The organism is Bradyrhizobium sp. 170, from assembly GCF_023101085.1.
In the GTDB taxonomy this organism is placed as follows: domain Bacteria; phylum Pseudomonadota; class Alphaproteobacteria; order Rhizobiales; family Xanthobacteraceae; genus Bradyrhizobium.
The window spans coordinates 8,749,357-8,771,918 of sequence record NZ_CP064703.1; the positions used below are offsets into that span (position 1 = coordinate 8,749,357).

Here is a 22,562-nt window from a genome sequence, read left to right on the forward strand (position 1 = left end):
GGATCACTTCCCACATGTCCTCGGGATCGAGGCGAGCCGAGAGCGCAGTCGAGCCTACCAGATCGCAGAACATGACGGTGAGGTGGCGTCGCTCGGCATCATGCTGAAGCGCCGGCTCGGCGACCACTTCGCCTTGATTGAGTTCGGCGATCGCGCGCAGCATCTTACGTCGATGGCCGAGCAGGACACCGAGCCTGTCGAAGTCATGGTCCGTCAGTTCGGGAAGGACACCAAGATCGATCCCGTTCTCGGCAAAACGCAACGCGTATTGTTCAAGGCCAAGCTTCTCGAGCCAGTCTGAAATCTGCTGCATTGGCTCCACCGGATTGTGTGGTTGACAGCAGGCCGAATGTTGGGCCACGGCGCCGAAAACTTATCCCAATGCCCCTCTGATGGCACGCCTTGATGCAGCGATTAGCTCTCTATTTCTTGCGAAAGCGGTGCTCGGCTACAGTGCTCGCTACCAAGCAGCGCATGACATGACGATGCAGCCCATAGCCCGTAGGATGGGTAGAGCGAAGCGAAACCCATCGCTGCCGCCTATGGTGTTTGATGGGTTTCGCTGCGCTCTACCCATCCTACGGCGCCACGCATCGCGTGAACTACCCCAACAGCCCTTTCCCCGGCACATGATTGAGCTCAAGCCTGATGCCGTCGGGGTCCTCGAACAAAATCGAATAATATCCCGGCGCCCATTGATCCTCGCGTGGCGCGCGGATGATTTTGGCTCCGAGCGTCTGCAGAAAGCCGTGCAGTTCGTCGACGTCGGCGCGCTCGCGGGCGCGGAAGCAGAGGTGATGCAAGCCGACACGCTTCTGCTCGAATGCCGCGCCTTTATGCTCGGCTGACGGCGCGCTGATGCCGACCGCGGTCCGGCCGCCGACGCAATAATAAGTCGTCTCGGTGTCGATCACCGGCTTCAGCCCAAGAAACGGCAGCAGCTTGCGATAGAAGTCGCGCGAGCGTTGGTAATTCGAGGCGGTGAGAAAAATATGTGCAATGCCGTTGACTTCCATTGTCTCCCCCTGCATGGCAATCTCTGGTAGCAATTCCGGTTGATGTTGAGCATACAGGAACACCCGGGACGGAGAGCGGCGTTATGACTCGTCCGGCATCGCGTGGCAGCACTTCGCTCCCGGCATGCGCCGCATCACTTCTGGTGCTGGGGTCCATGGGGTGGGCCGACGCCGCCGATTGCGCGCTTGAGCCGCAGGGCGCAGGCCGTGTCGTCGCCGTGATCGATGCGCGCAGCCTTCGCCTCGAAGACGGCCGCGAAGTCCGTCTCGCCGGCCTCGAGCGTGGTGGAACCGACAGGGCCAGCGGCAGGGCCGCTTTGTCCGCCATCGCCGCCGGCCGCGAGGTGACGCTGCATGGCGACGACGACACGCCGGATCGCTATGGCCGCCAACCGGCCTTCGTATTCGTGACCGGCTCGGAACACTCGGTGCAAAGCGAGTTGCTGCGCCGCGGTGAGGTGTTGGTTTCGAGCGACACATCCGAAAAAAATTGCGCTGCAGCACTGGCCGCCGCCGAGAACGCGGCGCGGGATGCCAAATTGGGCATTTGGGCTGAAACCACGGCCATAAAAAACGCGGAAAGTCCGGGCGATATTCTGTCCGCGGTTGGGCAGTTTACGGTGGTCGAGGGCAGAGTTCTGTCCGTTCGGCAGGCGGGGGCAATTACCTACCTGAATTTCGGGCGGAACTGGACACGGGACTTTGCTGCGACTATTTCAAGGCGCATCATTCCGGCGTTCGAGAGCGCCAACCTTGGACCCAAGTCGCTCGAAAATCGACGGATTCGTGTCCGCGGCGTTGTCTCGTCGCGGGGAGGACCACGGATCGAGCTGCTCAGGGTGGGGCAAATTGAGGTGCTGGGCGGGAAATAGCGCTTGATCCGAAGGCTGGGCACCGGTTTTCGTTTGGATCAGGCGCAAAACAGGGATGAGATCGACGATCCTAGTCGGATCGTGGGTCCAGTGGCTGATTTGACGCATCGTGGAAAACGGCGCGAAGGAAACATGGGCTGCCGCCTCTTGGCTGCGCCGGCGCTGCTGTGCGCCGCGCTTACGGTTGCTTCCTGTGGAAATCTCGGAAAACTCGAGACCCCCGCACCGACGGTGGCGGCGCCGAAGCCGAGCCGCGCCGTCGCGCAGACGCCTGCGAGCGAGCGCGAGCATGAGCGCATTCTCGCCTCCTATGGCGGCGCCTATGACGATCCGAAACTCGCGACCCTGATCGGCAAGACCGTCGACCGGCTGGTCGCGGCCTCCGACCGTCCCGAGCAGCCCTACCGGGTGACCATCCTCAATTCCGGCGCGGTCAACGCCTTCGCGCTGCCGACCGGCCAGCTCTATGTGACGCGCGGCCTGGTGGCGCTCGCCAGCGATACCTCCGAATTGTCCTCGGTGCTGAGCCACGAGATGGCGCATGTCATCGCAAAACACGCCTCGATCCGGGAAGACCAGGCGCGGCAGGCTGCGGTGGTGACCCGTGTCGTCACCGACATGAGCAACGACCCCGATCTGACGGCGCTGGCGCTGGCGAAAACGAAACTGACGATGGCGAGCTTCTCGCGCGCACAGGAATTCGAGGCCGACGGCATCGGCGTCGGCATTGCGGCCCGTGCCCGTTTCGATCCCTATGGCGCGGCGCGCTTCCTCGCCGCGATGGAGCGCAATGCGGCGATGAAGGCCGGCAAGACCTCGCTCGATCCCCGCGCGCAGGATTTCCTGTCCTCGCATCCGGCGACGCCCGAGCGCGTGCAGAACGCGCAGGCGAGCGCCCGGCAATACACCTCGCCGCAGAGCGCCGAGCGCGACCGCGAGACCTATCTCGCCGCGATCGACAACATCGTCTATGGCGAAGACCCCAGCGAAGGCTTTGTGCGCGGCCGGCGCTTCCTGCATCCGAAACTCGGCTTCACCTTCGCAGCCCCCGATACGTTCACGCTGGATAACACCGCGCAGGCCGTGATCGGCGTGCGCGAGGGCGGCACGCAGGCGATGCGCTTCGACGTGGTGCGCGTGCCGGGCGAACAGTCGCTCGCCGATTATCTCAACTCCGGCTGGATGGAAGGCGTCGACAAGGGCTCCACCGAAGACATGATGATCAACGGATTCCCGGTGGCTTCGGCTTCCGCGAACGGCGATCAGTGGCAATTCAAGGTCTATGCGCTGCGCTACGGCAGCGACGTCTACCGTTTCATCTTCGCCGCCAAGCAGCGCAACACCGAGAGCGAGCGCAATGCGCGCGAGACCGTCAACTCGTTCCGTCGCCTGACGCTGGAAGAAATCCAGGCCGCGCGCCCGCTGCGCATCAAGGTCATCACCGCGCAGCCCGGCGATACCGTGGAATCCCTCGCCCACCGCATGTCCGGCGTCGACCGCCCCACCGAGCGCTTCCGCATCCTCAACGGCCTCGATCAGCACGCGCAGGTCAAGCCAAGGGATCGCGTGAAGATCGTGGTGGATTGAGGCGGGGCCAGACAACGTCATTCAGCGACGCCGTTTTCCTTCTCCCCTTGTGGGAGAAGGGCAAGCAGCGTCATTCGCTCCGGCCTCGCCTACTCCGCACTCACACGCGCACGCCACCGCGACTCGAAACTATCGTCGTCGAGCATTCGCGCCTGTGCATCCAGGGGGCTGCTACGTTTCTCCGTAGCTACAACGACGGGCGCCGCTTCCGCCTTGGCTTGCGCAGGCGCCACAGCGGCCCACCGCAACGATGATTTCGAGATCACGGTCTTGCCGGCGTACCAGCATTTTCGCCCGTCGATCAGGCGCCAAGACCAGTGCCCTTGCACCTTTGATGGCGAAGCACGGCATTCCTTGATCTGCACTTTGGCTTGCGCGGTCAGCACGCCAATCGGTACGAGCGCAGCAATGCAAACGGCGAAAAAGATAAACCGGATCTGCACCTTCATCGGTCACTCCCCCTGCGGCTAGTTGAGCGCGGGAGCAACTTCGCCTTCTATTCTGGTCATATGAGGTCGAAAATCTGGCTGGCTTCCACGTCAACGCCCTCAAAACGCCATCTGGGATGATCTCGGTGGCGGTGGCCCCATCAAAGGGCGCGGACACTGCCCGCCGGACGCACGCATTCGCCGACTTACTTTCCCGCGGCTTCGTGACCAAGCCTAGAGCATGATCCGGAAAAGTGGGTACCGGTTTTCCCTCGCGACAAACGCGGAACGCGTTTGCGCGGAGATCATGCTCAAATCAAAGAGATAGAGCGGGATGACGATTCGAAGAAAAGTCATCGCGCTCTAGTCGGGGATCGCCCGCGCGCGCCACCGCGCCTCGAAACTGTTGGCGTAGTCGAGCAGCCGCGCTTGCGCGTCGCGTGGATCACTGCGCTTCTCCGTGGCGACGGTTCCCGGGGCGACGGTTACTGGCACTGGCGCTGTATCGGCTTTCGCTTGCACTGACGCCTTCGCGGGCGGCCACTGCAACAGCGATTTCGAGATCATGGTCTTGCCGGCGTACCAGCATTTTCGCCCATCGATCAGGCGCCAGGACCAATATCCTTGCGGGCTCGATGGCCGAGCGACACTGCATTCCATGGCCTTCGCATTTGCCACGCCGGTTGGCATGAGGACAGCGATACAAGCGGCTAAAAAGACCAACAGAATTTGCGTCTTCATTGAACACCCCTGCGGTTCAATTAGATGTGGACAGAAGCCTCACTTTTAAATTTGGTCACAAATGGCCGAAAATTTGGCCACATTCCGGGCGAACGGCGGCACGATGGGTTGAGTCGCGGCGGCAACTATCTATCATTGCGAGTGCGGAGGAATTGTTCGCCGTCCGACTGCGTCAAGCGACACCGGGATCAGGAACAGATCCAGATGATCGCGACCGCAACCGGCAAGCCCAAACCAAATGCGCTGAGCGTAGCCAGGGCGAACTCGGAGAGCAGATTTGCTTGGGGTCGCACATCAGGTAACGACATGGCGTTACTCCTTGGAGCCCCCGCAAGCCCCCGGATGAACAACGAAGACCGCCTTCAGGCCAAGCCTTGGCGACTCTTTGTAATGCCGGATGCTGAGCACTTATGGTTAACAAGGGGTTAACCCGCGGGCGCTCATGTTGCCGCAATGAGTTCGACCGTGTTTTCTGGTGCAGAAGGAAGCGGCGCGAGGGCAGGAAACCAGCGCAACTCAAACAAAAAGCCCGGTCTTGCGACCGGGCTTTTCGTTTCAATCCCTGGAATTGGGATCCTTTCAGGCAGCCTCATCCGCCACGGCAGCGTCGTCGCCGTCGGCTTCGACATCGGCTTCGTCGGCTTCGCCGTCAGCTCCGGTCGCCTCAGTCTTGGCGCCGCGGCGCGGGCTCTTGGCGAGCTGGCTTTCGATTTCCTTGACCGCTTCGGTCTCCGTCGAATGCTGGACGACGGCGATTTCGCGCGACAGGCGATCAAGCGCTGCTTCATAAAGCTGACGCTCGCTGTAGGACTGCTCGGGTTGCGATTCCGAACGGTAGAGGTCGCGGACCACTTCGGCGATCGCGACGATGTCGCCCGAATTGATCTTGGCTTCGTATTCCTGCGCCCGGCGCGACCACATGGTCCGCTTGACGCGCGCACGGCCCTTGAGCGTCTCCAGCGCCTTCTTGACCAGCGCCGGCTCGGACAGCTTGCGCATGCCGACATTGGCGACCTTGGCGGTCGGCACGCGGAGCGTCATCTTGTCCTTCATGAAATTGATCACGAACAGCTCGAGCTTGGCGCCCGCGATCTCCTGCTCCTCGATGGCCAGGATCTGGCCGACGCCGTGGGCGGGATAGACCACAAATTCATTGGCCTTGAAGCCCTGACGCTGGGTCACGACCTTCTTCGGCTCCTCGACGCGCGGCGCGGCGGCGGCCGGCTTGACGGGAGCCTTCGGCGCAGCAACGGCGGCTTTCGGGGGCGCAGCCTTCACAGGGGTCTTCACAGGAGCCTTGGCAGCAACTTTCGACGCAGTGGTCTTCGAACCCGTCGCTTTCGCGGCAGTCTTGGCAGTCTTTTCTGGCATTGCGCTTCTTTTGTTCTTTGAGGACTTTGTGGCCGCAACCTTCCTGGCAGCCTTTACGGTCGCCTTGGCACGGCCTTTGGTTGCGCTGCGGCTGGCCGGAGCGGCTTTTTTCGTGGTCTTGGAAGCACTCTTTTTACGCGTTTTCTGTGACACAGCCTGCGCGCGGAACTGCCACGCCCCTGTTCGATGTTTTACGGGAACCCACCGGGGCCAAAGTTACGCATGGCCAGGATCGGCTTGTAATGTGCCCAATATAGCACATTTTCCGCAAAAATCAATGATTTACGCCGGGTTCCGGGCCTTTACAGGGCCGGTTCCGCCATAAGTCCGTTAACAGGGTTAAATCCGCCAAGCTGGTTCGGTTCAGTTTGGGGCCGAAAACAGGCTCAACGAGCCCTTAACTTATCCACAGCCTAGTCGCCGCTACCGGGCTCCTTGGAAAAATATTTCTCGAACTTGCCTTCCACACCCTCGAATTCTTTCGCGTCGGGCGGCATGTCCTTCTTCTGAGTGATGTTGGGCCAGCTCTTGGCGTACTCGGTGTTGACCTCGAGCCACTTCTCCAGGCCGGGCTCGGTGTCCGGCTTGATGGCGTCGGCGGGACATTCGGGTTCGCAGACGCCGCAGTCGATGCATTCGTCCGGATGGATGACCAGCATGTTCTCGCCCTCGTAGAAGCAGTCGACGGGGCAGACCTCAACGCAGTCGGTATATTTGCATTTGATGCAGGCTTCAGTGACGACGTAAGTCATCCAGGGCTCCGAACAAGGCTCCGAGACGGATCAGTTTTCCGGGGTCTGCGTAGCGCATGCGGTGCGCTGCCGCAAGGGAAGCGGAAGGCCGCAAACCGCCGTTTTTCAGGCGTTCCCGCGAGCTCAATGCAGATAGTTATTGTTTGCCGTTCTGCAAATCATCATAGAGCACGCGCGCGGCCGCAGCGTCGCCCCGCCGCTCGGAGAATCCGATCACCTTGAGAACGCGCACGGTGCGATCGAGCCCGATCGTCAGCACGTCGCCGACTTTCACCGAATGGCCCGGCGCCTTCTCGCGCACGCCGTTGATGCGGACGTGGCCGGCCTCGACGAGCGCGGCAGCGGAGGTGCGGGCCTTCACCACCCGCGCGTGCCACAGCCACTTATCGAGACGCTGCCGCTCCAAATATCTGCTCGACTATTCCTTGCGATTGCCGGCGAGCTGTTCCTTCAGCGCCGCCAGTTTTGCAAATGGCGAATTGGGATCGACCGGACGGTCGCGCTCACGCGGCGCCGCACTGGTCGCCCACTGACGGTGCGATGGCCCTGAGTCGCGCTTGTCGCGGCCGCCCTTGTCGCGGCCGCCGAAATCACGGCCGCCGCGCTCGCCCTTGTCGCGGCCACCACCCTTGTTGCGGTCGCCCTTGTTGCGATCGAACTTGTCGCGGCGGTCGCCGTCGCGGCCCTTGCCTTCAAAACGCTCGCGGGGTGGACGGTCCTGACGCACTTCAGCCGCCGCCGGTGCGCCCTCAGCCGCCACCGGGGCAGCCGTGGCATCCGCCGGCGCACCTTCGCGGGGTTTGCGGAAGTCATTGCGGCGACCGCGCCGATGACGCTGCTCGCGCGGCGCGCCCTCGGCGCCTTCGCCGCTGGCGGCTGGCGCGCCTTCGGCCGGGCGGCCGTGATGACGCTGGCGGTTGCGGTCGTGATGCGGGCGGCGCTCGTCGGAACGGCCGCCGGGCCGCCAGACTTCGACGAACTGCGGCTCGGCCGGCGTCTCGGGTTTTGTCTCTGTGCCAGCGGCCTCGACGGGAGCGGCTTCTGCGGCAGCGCCTTCACTAGGAGCTTCGCTCGCAGTTGCAGGCTCGGCGGCAGCTTCCGCGGCGCTGATCGTGTCCATCGCCTCCTGTTCCGGGGGCGCGTCCGCGATCGCGGCTTCTGCCGGCGTGGTCTCGGCGGGCGCCGTCTCGACGGCAGAAGCGGGCTCTTCGCTGGCAGCCGGGGCCAGCGAGACCTCCGGCAGCAGCGAGGCCGATGACACGGGCTCGCTCGCAACAGGCAATTCGGCCGCGACTTCTTCTGCCGACATCTCTGCCGCTACCTCGGCACTCGCCTCAACCGGCGGCGTCTCGGCGGAGACGGTCTCGACAACGACCTCAGGCGCGGGCTTCGGCGGCAGCGGCGGGCGCTTGTCCATGCGGTAGCCGAGCGCGCGCAGGATCGAGGCAAAATCCTCGCCGGCAGATCCCGTCAGCGAGGTCATCGCCTGCGTCACCACAAAGCCGCGGCCATCGAACGCGCCGGTCGGCTTTTCGCCGGGCGAGCTCGCGCGCCACGCCAGCGCCGGACGAATGAGATCGGCGAGCCGTTCCAGAATATCGACGCGCACCGCGCGCTCGCCGCACTGGCGATAGCCGAGCAGGCGATAGGCGTCGCGGTGCAACGCCTTGTCGACCGGGAACGAGGTGCGGCCCGAGCTCGCCAGATGCTGCGCGCCAGAGAGCGCGGACATGTCGACATTGTCCTGCTTCTCGGCCCACAGCAGCGAAGCCAGCGCGCGCGCGGCGGGCTTCAGGAGCCCGGGGAAATAGATGTGATAGGCGCCGAACCGCACGCCGTATTTGCGCAAGGTGGCGCGCGAGGCCTGGTCGAGATCCTTCATCTCGGCAGAAATCTTTGCGCGCTCCAGCACGCCGAGGCTCTCGACCAGTTGGAACGCGATGCCGCGCCCGATGCCGGTGATGTCCTCGGCCTTCGACAGCCCGAACAGCGGGCCGAGCAGCTTTTCGATATGCGTCTTCAGCCAGAGATCGAGCCGCGCCTGCACGGCCTCGCGCGGCGCGCCGTTGAGGCGGTCGTCGGCAATGATACGCAATCGCGGATGCAGCGCGTCGTCGGCCGCGACCAGCTTTGCGACCGCATCGCCGGTCCAGCGAATGGTGCCGTCTGACGTCAGCACGAACTGATCGTCGGGCGCTGCGGCAAGTTTTGTAGCGCGCGCATCGATCTCGCTGGCGAGCACCTGCTGGGCGGCCGCCTGCAACGCCTTGGCGTCCGAGCCGGCTTCCGCCGCATCGGGCGCAAAGGTAAATCCATCGAGCCGGCCGATCGCGTGGCCTTCCACAATCACTTCGCCGGTCTTGCCAATTTCCGTATTCAAAACTGAGTTCTCCCGCAGGCGGCGCATCAATACACTGGTACGGCGGTCAACGAAACGCTCCGTAAGCCGTTCATGCAGCGCATCGGATAATTTATTTTCGACCTCCCGGGCGATCCCCTGCCAGTGGTCGGGGTCGGACAGCCAGTCCGGGCGGTTGGCGACGAAGGTCCAGGTGCGGATTTGCGCAATCCGGCCCGACAGCGTGTCGATATCGCCGGTGACGCGGTCGGCCTGGTCGACCTGGGCGGCGAACCAGGCGTCCGGTATGCGGCCCTTTTTCATCAGGAATGCATAAAGCGTGGTCACGAGCTCGGCGTGGGCAGCGGGTGCGATCTTGCGGTAATCCGGGATCTGGCAGGCGTCCCACAGCCGTTCCACGGCGGCCGCGCCGTGGGCCATGTCCCTCACCTCGCCGTCGCGCGCCGCATGATCGAGCACGCGCAAATCTTCGGCAATCGGCGCGCGGGTCAAGGCCTCATGCCCCGGCGACAGCGCCAGCGACACCTGAAGCGCGCCGAGCGAGGCGAAGTCCAGTTTTGAGTTGCGCCACTGCAGCATTTTGACGCTGTCGAACGTGTGGTTCTGCAGCGCGTTCACCAGTTCCGGCTCGAACGGCGCGCAGCGGCCCGTGGTGCCGAAGGTGCCGTTGCGCGTGGCGCGCCCCGCACGGCCCGCGATCTGCGCGAACTCGGACGGATTGAGCCTTCGGAACTGGTAGCCGTCGTATTTGCGGTCGGAGGCGAACGCGACGTGATCGACATCGAGGTTCAGCCCCATGCCGACGGCGTCGGTGGCGACGAGATAATCGACGTCGCCATTCTGGAACATCGCCACCTGCGCATTGCGTGTGCGTGGGCTAAGCGAGCCCAATACGACGGCAGCGCCGCCATGCTGACGGCGGATCAGTTCGGCAATGGCGTAGACTTCATCGGCCGAGAACGCGACGATCGCGGTACGTCTGGGTTGGCGCGTGATCTTGCGGTCGCCGGCGAATTCGAGCTGCGACAGCCGCGGCCGTGTGATGATGGACGCGCCGGGCAATAGCCGCTCGATGATCGGGCGCATGGTGGCGGCGCCCAGCAGCAGCGTCTCGTCGCGGCCGCGGCGGTGCAGGATGCGGTCGGTGAAAACGTGCCCGCGCTCGAGATCGGCCGCGATCTGGATTTCATCGACGGCGAGAAACGACACGTCGAGATCCCTGGGCATCGCTTCCACAGTGGAGACCCAGTAGCGCGGGTTCTTCGGCTTGATCTTCTCCTCGCCCGTGATCAGCGCAACGCTCTCGGCACCCGCACGATCCGCGATCTTGTTGTAGACCTCGCGCGCGAGCAGCCGCAGCGGCAGGCCGATCACGCCGGAGGAATGCCCCAGCATCCGCTCGATCGCCAGATGCGTCTTGCCGGTGTTGGTCGGCCCGAGCACGGCGGTAACGCCGGCGCCGGGCGCGCGATCAGCCGCGAACGTGGAAGGTGAGAAAGCCATTATGTGCAGGTGTTTCTTCTATGCGTTCGTCATTGCGAGGAGCGAAGCGACGAAGCAATCCATGGTTCCTATGCCGCGCTATGGATTGCTTCGCTTCGATGACGGAAGCCTTTCTGGTCGCATGGCGTCAATTCGGCCGATTCTGTTTCACTTTGCGACGGCGATGCGGTCGCGGCTTAAGCTCTGGAACGAGTCTGGAACGAAACGCGCCCGAATCGCTGACTCTTCCCGAAACCCGATACGTTCACCGCAACATCTCGCGCTGACACGCCCGGGGCGGCACTAGATCAAGTTTACACGGGCTCCACAAGCGACGGTTTGGCGGTCGAATTCTTAAAGAGCGGAGTCGAATCAGAACCGGGCAAGAGTCAACTGGATTCCGCTACTTCGTCGTCCCTGCGAACGCAGGGACCCATAACCACAGGCGTTCATTGGTTGGCGCCGCCAGCAACTCCGAGTCCCTCAATCCGCACGGCCGCGGCGTATGGGTCCCTGCGTTCGCAGGGACGACGGCAGAGCGCGGGCGCCGCCCGAACCCTCAATTCGTCTTCGCCACCCTCGGCGGGGCCGCGGTCGTCACGAACGACGTCGCCTCCAGCATCGCCGGCCCGAACGGCGTCGGGATTGTCATGCGGAACGGAATCAGGATGCGGGTTCCCGCGATCGGCACGAAGGCGATCTCGATCCGGCGTTCGGTGGCGAGATATTTGATCACGGGGCGATCGGGGATGTAGCCCGCGATCGGGGTGAAATAGATCGCGCAGACCAGCGCCGGCCCGTGATAGCCCTTCTCGGCCTTCACCGTTTCCATGCGCTTGTAATCAAGCTTGAGGTCGTAGCGCAGCCGTCCGTCAAAAATCCCCGCGCCGGTGCGGCAGGAATCCGGCGACAGCACCTCGCCATTGCCGGGAACGCGCAGCATCGAGCCGGTCATGGGATCGAGCACGTTCTTCCGGTGCGCGTCGGTAACGACGATGCGATCAGGATCGACCGGCGGCGCCGGATCGATCGAAAAATCCTTCACGTTGCCGTTGGCCAGCACCAGGCGGATGGTTTCGGACTTCTTCTGCGTCGTGGTGGTGGCGGTATAGGCATTCGCCACCAGCGCGCCGCCCACGACGCGGCCCTGGCTGGAGCCGGAACCCGTGCCGCCCGAAAACGCCTTCAACAGGCCGGCGGTGCCGCCCTGGGCGGAGGCCGAAAACGTGTCGTCGCCGATTTCGATGGTCCAGGCGCCCTTGCCGACCGGGATGCCCGCCAGCGTCGCCTCGTATTGCGCATCGAGCCGGCCCTGCGCGGATGCGGCCTGCGGCGCCAGCGCCGCGAACACCAGGGCGCACAGGCTGAAACCGAGCCTCGAGAGGGGCGAAACGGCGCGTTTTGCGGTCACGAATGGATTGTCCCGGGATCGGCGCGAGCTGATGTTCATTTAGGCAGAAATATCCGGCAAACAACGCGTGCTTTCGCGAAAACCACGCCTTGATCAGGGCCTCGCATCGCCGCCCGCCTCTGTGCGGAAGGCCAAGGCCTTACCCCTTAACGAAAGCCATGGTGTCGGCGGGGATTGCGCCCTTTATATGATGCCTTAAGTGGCTGGAACCCCTTACAAACCGGCCCAATTCCGCGGTCCGGACCCCAGCGCTTTCGAACGAAGCCTGCGCGGACTTGGGGCCAGGAGCGGATTTCCGGTTCGCGTGAAGAAAACGCGTCAAAACAAGGGGCTTGGGCTGGTCGGAACGGGCTCCACGCCGCCCAAAAACCTTGACGGTTCGGCCGTCTCCCCCTATACGACCGCAGTTCCTGGAAATGGACGCGATTTTGGACCCCCGCGCAGCCGCGAGATGCGCTTGCCTATGGCGGGGATGGAAGAGGATTTTGCAATGTCCCGGCGCTGCGAACTGACGGCCAAGGGCCCCCAGACGGGCCACAAGGTGAGCCACTCGAACATCAAGACCAAGCGGCGCTTCCTGCCGAACCTGGTCAACGTCACCTTCATCTCGGACGCCCTCGCCCGCAACGTGCGCCTGCGCGTCTCGACCAATGCGCTCAAGAGCGTCGACCACAATGGCGGCCTCGATAAGTATTTGATCAAGGCCAAGGCCGACGTGCTCTCCCCCCGCGCGCTGGATCTCAAACGCGCGATCGAGAAGAAGGTCGGCAAGCCCGTGTTCGTGAAGAAGGCGAGCTGAGCTTCGTCTGCCAAATCTATTCTGACCGCGTGCATTGGACAGTCGGATCACACGATCCGGCTGTTTTGTTTTGGGGGCAGTTCTCTACGAAGCTTGCCAATTCTAGAAGCGGAGCGCACTCTGCGCGCTGTGGTCAGGTTGGCAGCACAAAACTCACACAATTAGCGGCCGGTAGGCAGGATGAGCGCTAAACTTCGCGGATTCTCTTTTGCGACTCGCTCATCGGATGCCGACGACGATCCGCCTGCAATTCAAGTCCTCGGAAGCGACCAAGCAGACGCGTCTTCAAGAAAGAAGACTAGCGGAAGAGTAAGAACGCCTGAGTCTCGATTGGCCGCATTAGCCAGAGCTCAATTGACGGCATCTGGCTTGCTCGAATTGGTCGACCCTCAGCGTACTCCTACGGACCTGATAATTAACTCGGACAACTATCAAACACTGGCCGAAATCGTAAACGAAATCCGCCGAGGTGAGGAACTGCGACGGCACGGCCTGTCTCCACGATCAAGGCTTCTGTTTTGTGGGCCACCTGGCTGCGGGAAAACACTCTGCGCCGAAGTTCTGGCCCGGGAATTAAAACTTCCGTTGCTGATCGCTCGACTAGACGAGATCATTTCCCAGTACCTTGGCGCGACGGCGAGCAATCTTAGGAAGGTGTTCGAAGCGGCTGTTCAATTGCCTGCCGTTTTGTTTCTCGATGAATTTGACGCTCTCGCCCGCGCAAGAACCGACCCTCTGGAGCACAACGAAATCCGGCGCGTCGTCAATAGCCTCTTGATGATGATCGACCGCTTTGCGGGAAAAGGATTACTTATCGCGGCAACCAATCTTGAAAGCTCAATCGACTATGCCGCATGGCGGCGTTTTGATGAAGTTATGTTGTTCGATCGCCCAACATTGCATCAAATCAAATCGACCCTACGACTAAAAACACGTAATTTTCCATTGGAGTTTGATGCCTCAGACTACGCCGAACATCTCGAAGGAATGTCCTTCGCAGAAATCGAACGAATTTGCCTCAGCGCAATAAAGGCCTCCATTTTGGCCCGAGATACTGCGGTTCCTGCGCGGCTATTTGAGCATGCGATCGATGCTGAAAAACGACGTATTTCCATTAGCCAACGAGTTCGAACAAATTCGTAAGATATTCCGGGGGGAATATGCCGACTTACGATCACTTGCCGCTAAAGCGGCTCGAAGGTGTTCTTGAGCGTCGCGTTCACGGTTTCGGTCTCGCACCTTCTCGTGAAGCTAAACAGCACGGCGCCCGTATCCAAACAGAAATTGAACAAGTCGTATCTTCCTACGGGGATCTTCCAGCCATCGATGGCATTGATCCTTCACTGATCCTTAAGGTCTCTGTCGCCGGAAACATCGATGAAGACGAATGGCGAAAGATCGGCCTGACTGTCTTGTCGGTCGATGGCGACAAGTCAGTAGTGTTATTTGCTGACGACAAATCTTTGCAGGATTTTCGCAACAAGGTGGAGGCATACCAAGGAGAGCTGCCGCTCGGACAAAAGGCCCCACCCTTCGCGGGCCTCATAGCGGCGATTGAATCCGTAGCTCTTCTGAATGCATCAGACAGAATTGGGCCCGACCTAAGAGCGGCTGGTTTTGCCGATCCAAACGATTTTCTCGATACAGAGACTTATTTGTTGGACGTAGAACTGTTCTTTCCTCCCAAAAAAGAGGAAGCGGAGATATTTATCTATCGCCTAAAGCAAGCCATAGCATCGCGAGGAGCAATTTTAAGCGCCTACACTGGGTATCAGATCATAATCGCGCGAATTGAATGCACCGGTGCTGCGGTGCGCGCCGCCCTAGCCCTTCCGGAAGTCGCGGTTGCGGATATGCCTCCGCAACCAGATGTTATTTCCGAGAGTTTCACGGAGATAGATGTCGGGGATTTGACAGTCGGCAATCCACCTGCCGAAGACGCAATAGTCATCGGCATCATTGATAGCGGGGTAAATTTTGGACATCCTTTGCTCGCAAATACGGAGGCTGGAACGATCTCAATTGACCCAGCGTGGAGCGTATCCGACGTCGTAGGGCACGGGACGTCGGTCGCATCGATTGCCGCATTTGGAGATATTGCGGCTCGCGTATCTGCAAAAAATTTCGATGCTCAGTTTTGGATCGCTAGCGCCAGAGTTCTGGATGACTTAGGGCAATTCCCGAAACAAACTTCGGTACCCGCCTTGATGGAAACTGCCATCAAGACGTTGCATGCCAGCTACGGGTGTCGCATTTTCAATATATCCCTTGGAAATCCGAAGAAGACTTACAATGGTGGAAAGCCGGAACCGTGGGCAGCAACCCTCGACGCATTGGCGCGCGAACTCGATGTCCTCATAATTGTTTCCGCAGGTAATCGGGAAGACCTAACTAATTCGTTCCACGATGGAATCGTGACCGCGTATCCTCAGTATCTCTTATCCGCCGCCTCCCGAATAATAGACCCCGCAACCGCCGCGATAGCGCTTTCTGTCGGAGCAATTGCGCAAGGCAATGGTCTAGAGGATGCGGACGAAGAACTTGCTGGCGTGCGCCCTATCTGCAGCACTGACGAACCCTCTCCATTCACAAGATCTGGCCCAGGGGTTCGGGGGATGATTAAGCCGGACCTAGTCGATTTTGGAGGAAATGCCGTTTGGGACGGACCAACCGGGACGCTGGTCAACGGAAACCAGAAAGAGGCAGCGGGCATATGGACTATGCATCACAAGCCTGTCGAAAAGCTGTTTAGATCCAGATCGGGCACGTCATTTGCTGCCCCGAACATCGCCTATAAGGCAGGCTTGTTGCTCACTCATTTTCCCAGCGCGTCGGCTAACTTACTCCGATCGCTTCTCGTTCTATCTGCGAATATTCCAAGAGCCGTAGCTATACGACCGCGTGGACTCAACGAAAAAGTCGCTCCGATGGTTTGCGGATACGGAGTTGCAGACCCGGAAAGCGCCGCGCTTTCTGATGATGGTCGCGTCGTGCTGTTTGCCGAGGACGAACTAGCCCTGGATCATTTCGCGGTCTTTGAAGTGCCGATACCATCTGAGTTTCAGACGGAAAAAGGAACACGTGAAATCAAGGTTGCGCTGGCATTTGACCCGCCTGTCCGTCATACACGGGCGGATTATCTTGGGGTCACTATGGGGTGGCGGCTGGTGCGCGGGACCGATGAAGAAGACGTTTTCGACCGCTATAGGAAATGGACAAAGGAGGAAGGAAAGCCTCCAGAATTTCCCCCTCGATTAATCTGCCCAACGGACATCGGGCCAGACCTACGGGAGTCCGGCACACTCCAAGTCGGCACCTACACGGGAAAACGGGACATAAGCCGATATGGCGACAAGTATTACATCGCTGTGTGGTGCGCGCGACGGTGGGCGCCCCCCGGGATTGAAAAGCAGCGCTACGCTCTGAGCGTTCAACTCAGGCACGAGAACGTTACGACCTTATATCAGTCTCTTACGCAGCCTGTGACACTACGAACATAAATGACATCACCGGCGGCACTGCAGCACTCGCGGCCACGCTCCGCCGCTGGCGCGATTACAAGAAGCGCAAGCGCTGTGAAGGATGACGCCATGCCACTGACCCGGAATTTTCGCGACACGGTGCGGGCGCGGGCGGAGCGCGAGCCTGCCTTTCGCAGGGCGCTGTTTCAGGAGGCGGTGCAGACGCTGCTGCAGGGCGAGACCGATCAGGGCCGCGCGGCGCTGCGGGCCTATATCAACGCCACTGTCGGTTTCGACCGGTTGGGCGAGGTGCTCGGGCGTTCGCCCAAGAGCCTGATGCGGATGTTCGGGCCGGACGGCAATCCCACCGCCGAGAACCTGCTCGGCGTCATCGGCACATTGCAGGAGGAGACCGGCGTGCACCTGAAGATTCGCGCGCGGTCACCGAGGCGGCCTGACAACGGCCTCACGCCCGGAATACCGTGGACGAAACGCGTCCGGCGCTCACGGCGTCATCCAAAATCCCCAAACTGCGCTATACTCGCTGAGGTAGCACCGGGGGAGCATCACCATGCGCAACATCATCATCTGCTGCGACGGCACCGGCAACGAGATTTCCGAGAACATCTCCAATGTGCTGAAGCTCTATCGCTGCCTGCGCAAGACGGAGAAGACGCAGCCGCGGCAGCTCGTGTTTTACGATCCGGGAGTCGGCACGCTGGAGCGGCCGGACCCGTGGCACAAGCTCAAGCAGGATTTCAACGCCATCCTGGGCTTAGCCACCGGCTATGGGCTCGATGACAACGTGCTCGCGGCCTATGCCTTCCTGGTCCACAATTATCAGGCCGGCGACCAGATCTATCTGTTCGGCTTTTCCCGCGGCGCCTATACCGTGCGGGTGCTGGCGGGGCTGATCCACAAAATTGGCCTGATCTCGCCGGAGCAGGTCAATCTCGCAGGCTCTGGCCTGATCGCCTACAAGCAGTTCTCCTCCGACGAGGCGCCGAAGCTGCGGGCGAGGTTCAAGTCGGCCATCGATGCCGTCGCCGCGGAAGACGCAGCTCCGCAGACGGCGTTCGACAACGCGGCGCAATTCGCGCGCATCACCTCGACGCGCTGGCCCACCATCCGCTTCGTCGGCGTCTGGGATACGGTGGCGAGCGTGATCGTGCCGCGGCCCGATCGGTTCTATTGGCCGAGCCTGGAGGAGCTGGCGTTCACGATATCGAACCCGAGCGTGCAGACGTTTCGTCAGGCGATCTCGATGGACGAGCGGCGCTGCATGTTCCGCCTCAAGAAGTGGGATGATCCGCAGACCTTCAAGCACAACCGCTTCAACGATGCGCATGCCGAGCCGCAGGATATCTTGCAGGTGTGGTTCGCCGGCGTGCATGGCGATATCGGCGGCGGCTATCCGGAAAAGGAAAGCGGGCTTTCGAAATATCCGCTGCTCTGGATGATCGACGAGGCGACAAAATGCGGGCTGCAGGTCAACCAGGCCACCGTCAACCAGCTCGCCTGGGGCATCCAGCGCAAGGGTTCACCGTTCTCCTATGTCGTGCCTGATGTGCGCGGCGAGCTGCACGAGTCGCTGCGGGGGGCGTGGTGGATTCTCGAATACATCCCGAAGAGCGCGAGCTACAAGGAGTGGCCGGCGCGGAAAGCACATTTCGGTTATTACATTCCCGACGCCGAACCGCGCTTGATTCCCGACGGCGCCACCATCCACGAATCCGCGCTTTTGCGGATGGACGCGATGCCGAGCTACCGGCCGGTGAATTTGCCGAAGCAGTATGAGAAGTTTCCGATGCCGGTGCCGCCGGCGCATGCGAGCGCGGAGACGGAGGAGGATTCGTAGGGTGGGCAAAGCGAAGCGTGCCCACCATTCCCGACGCGGAGCCGATGGTGGGCACGCTGCGCTTTGCCCACCCTACAATCCGGCATCTGTGACGCACTGTGTGACTGCCCGACGGGCAAATCACTCAAAACCTGTCCAGCCCTCGCATGAAAAATATTCCGCTTCGCGTTCGCCCCAAATCAACCCTACAACATCAGTCATCCCGCGCCCACAAGAGGGGCGTATCGCGATCGTCACGGACGTAGGGTGCGGGGAGCGGTGGCCGCGGCAGCGCCGGGCGCGCAACAAGTCTTCGCAGGGTGAGCTTGCTCATGAGCGAAGGCCGCGCGCCGGCGAACGGCGCTGAAGCGGACGGCAAAGCCGTGTGGTCCTGGCGCCCGTTGCTGGCGTCAAGCCGGCGGAGATGTTGCGAACCCAACCGGGCTTCGCAGGATCTTCAATCCGCCGGCGACGGAGGCAAAAGGAATTCGTCTCCGGGGAGAGCGCGCTATAAGCCGTAAACCCACTGCGCAGGGAATGCCGGGCTGCTCCGGCTGTACCTGTATGCTCGTGTGCGCACTTCCTCGTGCACATCGCACACGAGACCGCGGGTGCCAGCCGGCACCCGGCATTCCCTGCGCCCTCTTACTGAGGGCGACAAGGTTGATGGCAAAGCTCGGGCAGATGATGCGGCGAGATCGCTAAGTCATACTCAGTCGTCATCACCCGCGCAGGCGGGTGATCCAGTATTCCAGAGACGTCAATGACTAAACCGAAAAGCCGCAGCGTACTGGATACCCCGCCTTCGCGGGGTATGACGACCTCGTGCATTCATCGGCGTTCGAAGCCTCCATCACTCGGCCATTGGCCGACCTCACCCGCAATCTTGCGGCCACAATCCAGCCCACCCGGGACCCAAATGGTTTACGAATCGTTCAACTCTGCACCCTATTCTGGCGCGTCTGCTGCCAGAACCGGCTTGAAACGCTCAGGACGAGCGATGTTGGAACGATCGATCGCCGACGAGGTCGAGGCGGCCATCAAGGCCGGCTCGACGGAAAAACATCTGGATACGCTGAGACAGGTCACCGATCTGTTTCTGGTGTCCGCCGACGGCTATTCCGGCGAACAGATCGAGCTGTTCGGCGACGTGCTCGAACGGCTGATCCGGACCGTCGAGCTGCGCGCGCTGGCCGATGTCTCCGCGCGCATTGCGCTCGCCGAAATGAGCACGCAGCTCGCCTCCATCAAGCAGGCGCCGCCGGCCGTGGTCCGCCGCCTCGCGCACAATGACGAGATTTCGATCGCACGGCCCGTGCTGACCGAATCGGCGCGGCTGACGGCCGACGACCTGGTCGAGCTCGCGCAAACCAAGGGCGAGCAGCATCTGCTCGCGATCTCCGGGCGCTGGTGGCTGACCGAGATCGTCACCGACGCGCTGTTGAAGCGGCATTATCCTTCGGTCAGCCGGCGGCTCGTCACCAATCCCGGCGCGCGGATGTCGGCGAGTGGTTATGCGATCGTGCTGAAGCAGGCGGAGAGCGATCCTGATCTCGCCGTCGAGACCGGCATTCGCGTCGACCTGCCGCCCGAGCAGCGCCTGCAATTGTTGCGCAGCGCCACCGAAGCCGTGCGCACGCGGCTGTTGTCGCGCGCGCCGCCGCATCTGTTCGAGGAAATCAGGAACGCGATCGCGCTCGCCGCCGCCGGCGCCAACCGCGAAATGTCGCGCACACGCGATTTCACCGCGGCCCGCCGCTTCGTCGCAGCGCTAGCCAGGCACGGCAAGCTCAGCGAGCCGGCGCTATTGGCTTTTGCGAAAGAGCGGAAATACGCCGAGACGGTTGCGGCGCTTGCCGAGCTGTCAGGCTCGACCATCGAGGTGATCCGCCCTGTGATGCAGAGCCTGCGCGATGACGGCGTGCTGATCCCCTGCCGCGTCGCCGGGTTGAATTGGGATACGGTCGCAGCCGTGCTCGACAGCCGCTTCGCTTCGGGGAGCATGGGCCGCCATGAACTTGCGAAAGCGAAAGAGCAATACGCCAAGCTGACGGTCGAAAGCGCCCGCCGCCTGCTGAAATTCTGGCAAGTCCGCGCCGCCGACGCGCCGCCGAAGCCGAATTGAGGACGGCGCGTCATTGCGAGCGACGTCGAAGAATGTAGCCCGGATGGAGCGAAGCGAAATCCGGGATAGGTCTATCAGGCTGCGAGAATCCCGGATTGCGCTTTGCTCCATCCGGGCTACGAAACGCACACTACCTCGTCCCGAACGTGGTCGCGCCGAACAGCGCCTTCTGCGTCGAGGGCTGCGAGCGCCAGTATTGCGGCGGGGCGGAAACCTCGCCGCCGAGTTCGGCTGCGGCGTGCCAGCCCCAGCGCGGGTCGTAGAGCATGGCGCGGGCGAGCGCGACCATGTCGGCCTTTCCCGACGCCACGATCTCCTCGGCCTGCTTCGCTTCCGTGATCAGGCCGACGGCGATGGTGGGAAGCCCGGTCGCCTCGCGGATCGCCTGCGCGAACGGCACCTGGTAGCCGGGGCCGAGCGGAATTTTTTGCAGCGGCGACACGCCGCCCGAGGACGCGTCGATCCAGTCAACGCCGCGCGCCTTGAGCTCGTGCGCGAATTGAATGGTCTGCGCGAGGTCCCAGCCGCCCTCGACCCAGTCGGTGCAGGAGACGCGCAATCCCACCGGCTTGGGTTGCGGAAACGCCGCGCGCACCGCGTCGAACACTTCGAGCGGAAAGCGCATGCGGTTCGCCAACGAGCCGCCATATTGATCGGTGCGCCGGTTCGCGATCGGCGACAGGAACTGATGCAGGAGATAGCCGTGCGCGGAGTGCACCTCGATGGCATCGATGCCGAGCCGATCGGCGCGCTTTGCCCCCGCCACGAACGCCTCGCGCACGCGCTTCAGTCCCGCCGCGTCGAACGCCAAAGGCGGCGTCTCGCTCTCCTTGTGCGGGATCGCCGAGGGCCCCTCCGCCCGCCAGCCGCCTTCGGCAAGCGGGATCAGTTGCCCGCCGTCCCATGGCGTGTGGCTCGAGGCCTTGCGGCCGGCATGCGCAAGCTGGATCATCACCGCCGCCTTCGAGCGCTTGCGCACCGAAGCGAGAATGGGCTTCAGCGCGGCTTCGGTGGCGTCGTTGTAGAGGCCGAGGCAGCCCGGCGTGATGCGGCCGCTCGCCTCCACCGCGGTCGCCTCGATGCAGAAGATCGCGGCCCCCGACAGCGCCAGCGAATTGATGTGGGTGAAGTGCCAGTCATTGGCCTCGCCATCGACGGACGAATACTGGCACATCGGCGCCACCATGATGCGGTTGGCAAGGTTGAGGCCGCGCAGCTTGATCGGGGTAAACAGAGCACTCATGGGCTAAGGAATCCGGACCGGAGGAAAAGCGACCCGCCATGTCTAGCGAGCCGCTCCCCTCTCCTCAACCCGCCGGGATTGCAACCCTCCCCCTACGGCTTGATGCCCGCCGCCTTGATCAGCTCCAGATTGGCCGCCGTCTCGCGCTTCACGAGCTCGTCCATCTCCGCCGGCTTCATCGGCATCGGCTCGATGCCGAGCTTCGTCAGGCTCGCCTGCATGGCCGGATCGGTCAGCACCTTCGCGCCGGCCGCATGCAGCCGCTCGACAATGTCGCGCGGCGTCTTCGCCGGGGCGAATACGCCGAACCAGATCGCGCTGTCGGCGTCCTTCAATCCGATCTCGACCGGCGTCGGCACATCAGGCAGATCGGCGACGCGTTTCGGCGTCGAGACCACGAGCGCACGCACCTGGCCGGCGCGGATCAGGGGCAGCGCGGTCGCAAGCGGGCAGAAATACAGGTCGATCCGCCCACCGATGATGTCGGCAATCACTTCCGGACCTGCGCGATAGGGCACATGCGTGGCCTCGATACCGGCGGCAAAGCGGAATTTCTCGGTGCTGATATGCACGGCGCTGCCAATACCGACCGAACCGAACGCGATCGAGCCGGGTTTGGCCCTGGCGTCGGCGATGAAGTCCTGGATGGTTTTCCAGGGCCGCGCGTTCGGCACGATCATCACGTTGGCGCTGGATCCGATCATCAGCACCGAGGCGAGATCCCGGGTGGCGTCGAAGGTCGCACTGGGAAAAATCGCCGGCGCAATCGCCAGCGCCGACGACTGGGCAAGAATGCTGTAGCCATCGGGCTCGGCTTTCGCGACCAGCGCCGAACCGAGCGCACCGCCGGCGCCGGCGCGGTTTTCGATCACGATCGGCTGGCCAAGTTCGGCGGAGATACGTTCGAACACAAGCCGCGGCACGACGTCGGCCGCGCTACCGGCCCCGAACGGAATGGTCGCCTTGATCAGCCGCGACGGCCAGCCTTCGGCCTGTGCAGCCGTGGCCGCCCAAAAGCTGGCCAATACGCAAATAACGCGAAGGGACTTGTTCATCAAAAGCTCCGGTTTCATCGCCC

17 protein-coding genes and 1 pseudogene are annotated in these 22,562 nt (G+C 62.3%); 7 read left to right on the top strand and 11 right to left on the bottom strand.

Features of this window, described 5'->3' with window-relative positions; all coding sequences use genetic code 11:
• Positions 1 to 199: 199 nt before the first annotated feature.
• Together IVB05_RS41315 and IVB05_RS41320 are read right to left on the bottom strand one after the other, a co-directional pair.
• Positions 200 to 313: pseudogene (locus IVB05_RS41315) on the bottom strand (SAM domain-containing protein); the annotation flags it as partial.
• Between the two features lie 289 nt (positions 314 to 602).
• Positions 603 to 1,031: a VOC family protein gene (locus IVB05_RS41320; protein ID WP_247781886.1), complete on the bottom strand. Its 429-nt coding sequence runs from the start codon at positions 1,029 to 1,031 to the stop codon at positions 603 to 605.
• A 140-nt stretch (positions 1,032 to 1,171) separates the two neighbouring features.
• Between IVB05_RS41320 and IVB05_RS41325 the strand changes: the two genes are divergently transcribed.
• Positions 1,172 to 1,888 carry a thermonuclease family protein gene (locus IVB05_RS41325; RefSeq protein WP_247781887.1) on the top strand — a complete coding sequence of 239 codons (717 nt, stop codon included), beginning with the start codon at positions 1,172 to 1,174 and terminating at the stop codon, positions 1,886 to 1,888.
• Between the two features lie 132 nt (positions 1,889 to 2,020).
• Positions 2,021 to 3,475, top strand: coding sequence for a M48 family metalloprotease (locus tag IVB05_RS41330; protein ID WP_247781889.1), 1,455 nt, complete (start codon positions 2,021 to 2,023; stop codon positions 3,473 to 3,475).
• Positions 3,476 to 3,564: 89 nt separating this feature from the next.
• Here the strand turns inward: IVB05_RS41330 and IVB05_RS41335 are convergent, their stop codons facing one another.
• The 7 genes from IVB05_RS41335 to IVB05_RS41365 form a co-directional block, all read right to left on the bottom strand.
• Positions 3,565 to 3,924, bottom strand: coding sequence for a hypothetical protein (locus IVB05_RS41335; protein ID WP_247781891.1), 360 nt, complete (start codon positions 3,922 to 3,924; stop codon positions 3,565 to 3,567).
• Positions 3,925 to 4,266: 342 nt separating this feature from the next.
• Entirely contained in the window at positions 4,267 to 4,644 is a 378-nt protein-coding gene (locus tag IVB05_RS41340) for a hypothetical protein (protein WP_247781892.1), read from the bottom strand.
• A gap of 579 nt (positions 4,645 to 5,223) precedes the next feature.
• Complete coding sequence (locus IVB05_RS41345; protein ID WP_247781894.1) at positions 5,224 to 6,015, bottom strand: CarD family transcriptional regulator; 792 nt, start codon at positions 6,013 to 6,015, stop codon at positions 5,224 to 5,226.
• Between the two features lie 413 nt (positions 6,016 to 6,428).
• Positions 6,429 to 6,767 (bottom strand): ferredoxin FdxA, encoded by a 339-nt coding sequence (gene fdxA, locus IVB05_RS41350; RefSeq protein ID WP_247521875.1) that lies wholly within the window; start codon positions 6,765 to 6,767, stop codon positions 6,429 to 6,431.
• 136 nt (positions 6,768 to 6,903) lie between these two features.
• Positions 6,904 to 7,173, bottom strand: a complete 270-nt coding sequence (locus IVB05_RS41355; RefSeq protein ID WP_247781896.1) for an RNA-binding S4 domain-containing protein — start codon at positions 7,171 to 7,173, stop codon at positions 6,904 to 6,906.
• Positions 7,174 to 7,185: 12 nt separating this feature from the next.
• Entirely contained in the window at positions 7,186 to 10,629 is a 3,444-nt protein-coding gene (locus tag IVB05_RS41360) for a helicase-related protein (protein WP_247781897.1), read from the bottom strand.
• Between the two features lie 538 nt (positions 10,630 to 11,167).
• Entirely contained in the window at positions 11,168 to 11,971 is an 804-nt protein-coding gene (locus IVB05_RS41365) for a DUF3108 domain-containing protein (RefSeq protein ID WP_247787371.1), read from the bottom strand.
• Positions 11,972 to 12,509: 538 nt separating this feature from the next.
• On the opposite strand from IVB05_RS41365, the gene rpmB reads away from it, so the two are divergent.
• The 5 genes from rpmB to IVB05_RS41395 all read left to right on the top strand — a co-directional run bounded on the left by rpmB (position 12,510) and on the right by IVB05_RS41395 (position 20,241).
• Positions 12,510 to 12,818: a 50S ribosomal protein L28 gene (gene rpmB / locus IVB05_RS41370; protein ID WP_247781899.1), complete on the top strand. Its 309-nt coding sequence runs from the start codon at positions 12,510 to 12,512 to the stop codon at positions 12,816 to 12,818.
• 180 nt (positions 12,819 to 12,998) lie between these two features.
• Positions 12,999 to 13,961 (top strand): ATP-binding protein, encoded by a 963-nt coding sequence (locus IVB05_RS41375; RefSeq protein ID WP_247781900.1) that lies wholly within the window; start codon positions 12,999 to 13,001, stop codon positions 13,959 to 13,961.
• Between the two features lie 17 nt (positions 13,962 to 13,978).
• Complete coding sequence (locus IVB05_RS41380) at positions 13,979 to 16,318, top strand: S8 family peptidase (RefSeq protein ID WP_247781901.1); 2,340 nt, start codon at positions 13,979 to 13,981, stop codon at positions 16,316 to 16,318.
• A 532-nt stretch (positions 16,319 to 16,850) separates the two neighbouring features.
• Complete coding sequence (locus tag IVB05_RS41390; RefSeq protein ID WP_247781903.1) at positions 16,851 to 18,137, top strand: DUF2235 domain-containing protein; 1,287 nt, start codon at positions 16,851 to 16,853, stop codon at positions 18,135 to 18,137.
• Positions 18,138 to 19,116: 979 nt separating this feature from the next.
• Positions 19,117 to 20,241 carry a DUF2336 domain-containing protein gene (locus IVB05_RS41395; RefSeq protein ID WP_247781905.1) on the top strand — a complete coding sequence of 375 codons (1,125 nt, stop codon included), beginning with the start codon at positions 19,117 to 19,119 and terminating at the stop codon, positions 20,239 to 20,241.
• Between the two features lie 130 nt (positions 20,242 to 20,371).
• Here the strand turns inward: IVB05_RS41395 and IVB05_RS41400 are convergent, their stop codons facing one another.
• Together IVB05_RS41400 and IVB05_RS41405 are read right to left on the bottom strand one after the other, a co-directional pair.
• Entirely contained in the window at positions 20,372 to 21,484 is a 1,113-nt protein-coding gene (locus IVB05_RS41400; RefSeq protein WP_247781906.1) for an NADH:flavin oxidoreductase/NADH oxidase, read from the bottom strand.
• Positions 21,485 to 21,576: 92 nt separating this feature from the next.
• Positions 21,577 to 22,539 (bottom strand): tripartite tricarboxylate transporter substrate-binding protein, encoded by a 963-nt coding sequence (locus tag IVB05_RS41405; RefSeq protein WP_247781908.1) that lies wholly within the window; start codon positions 22,537 to 22,539, stop codon positions 21,577 to 21,579.
• Positions 22,540 to 22,562 lie beyond the last annotated feature (23 nt).

What these genes read in the sequence shown, in the direction of transcription:
- IVB05_RS41320 (WP_247781886.1), bottom strand. Translation starts at nt 1,031, where the DNA reads ATGCAGGGGGAGACAATGGAAGTCAACGGCATTGCACATATTTTTCTC.
- IVB05_RS41345 (WP_247781894.1), bottom strand. Translation starts at nt 6,015, where the DNA reads ATGCCAGAAAAGACTGCCAAGACTGCCGCGAAAGCGACGGGTTCGAAG.
- IVB05_RS41330 (WP_247781889.1), top strand. Translation starts at nt 2,021, where the DNA reads ATGGGCTGCCGCCTCTTGGCTGCGCCGGCGCTGCTGTGCGCCGCGCTT.
- rpmB (WP_247781899.1), top strand. Translation starts at nt 12,510, where the DNA reads ATGTCCCGGCGCTGCGAACTGACGGCCAAGGGCCCCCAGACGGGCCAC.
- IVB05_RS41360 (WP_247781897.1), bottom strand. Translation starts at nt 10,629, where the DNA reads ATGGCTTTCTCACCTTCCACGTTCGCGGCTGATCGCGCGCCCGGCGCC.
- IVB05_RS41390 (WP_247781903.1), top strand. Translation starts at nt 16,851, where the DNA reads ATGCGCAACATCATCATCTGCTGCGACGGCACCGGCAACGAGATTTCC.
- IVB05_RS41375 (WP_247781900.1), top strand. Translation starts at nt 12,999, where the DNA reads ATGAGCGCTAAACTTCGCGGATTCTCTTTTGCGACTCGCTCATCGGAT.
- IVB05_RS41400 (WP_247781906.1), bottom strand. Translation starts at nt 21,484, where the DNA reads ATGAGTGCTCTGTTTACCCCGATCAAGCTGCGCGGCCTCAACCTTGCC.
- IVB05_RS41395 (WP_247781905.1), top strand. Translation starts at nt 19,117, where the DNA reads ATGTTGGAACGATCGATCGCCGACGAGGTCGAGGCGGCCATCAAGGCC.
- IVB05_RS41380 (WP_247781901.1), top strand. Translation starts at nt 13,979, where the DNA reads ATGCCGACTTACGATCACTTGCCGCTAAAGCGGCTCGAAGGTGTTCTT.
- IVB05_RS41405 (WP_247781908.1), bottom strand. Translation starts at nt 22,539, where the DNA reads ATGAACAAGTCCCTTCGCGTTATTTGCGTATTGGCCAGCTTTTGGGCG.
- IVB05_RS41340 (WP_247781892.1), bottom strand. Translation starts at nt 4,644, where the DNA reads ATGAAGACGCAAATTCTGTTGGTCTTTTTAGCCGCTTGTATCGCTGTC.
- IVB05_RS41335 (WP_247781891.1), bottom strand. Translation starts at nt 3,924, where the DNA reads ATGAAGGTGCAGATCCGGTTTATCTTTTTCGCCGTTTGCATTGCTGCG.
- IVB05_RS41325 (WP_247781887.1), top strand. Translation starts at nt 1,172, where the DNA reads ATGGGGTGGGCCGACGCCGCCGATTGCGCGCTTGAGCCGCAGGGCGCA.
- fdxA (WP_247521875.1), bottom strand. Translation starts at nt 6,767, where the DNA reads ATGACTTACGTCGTCACTGAAGCCTGCATCAAATGCAAATATACCGAC.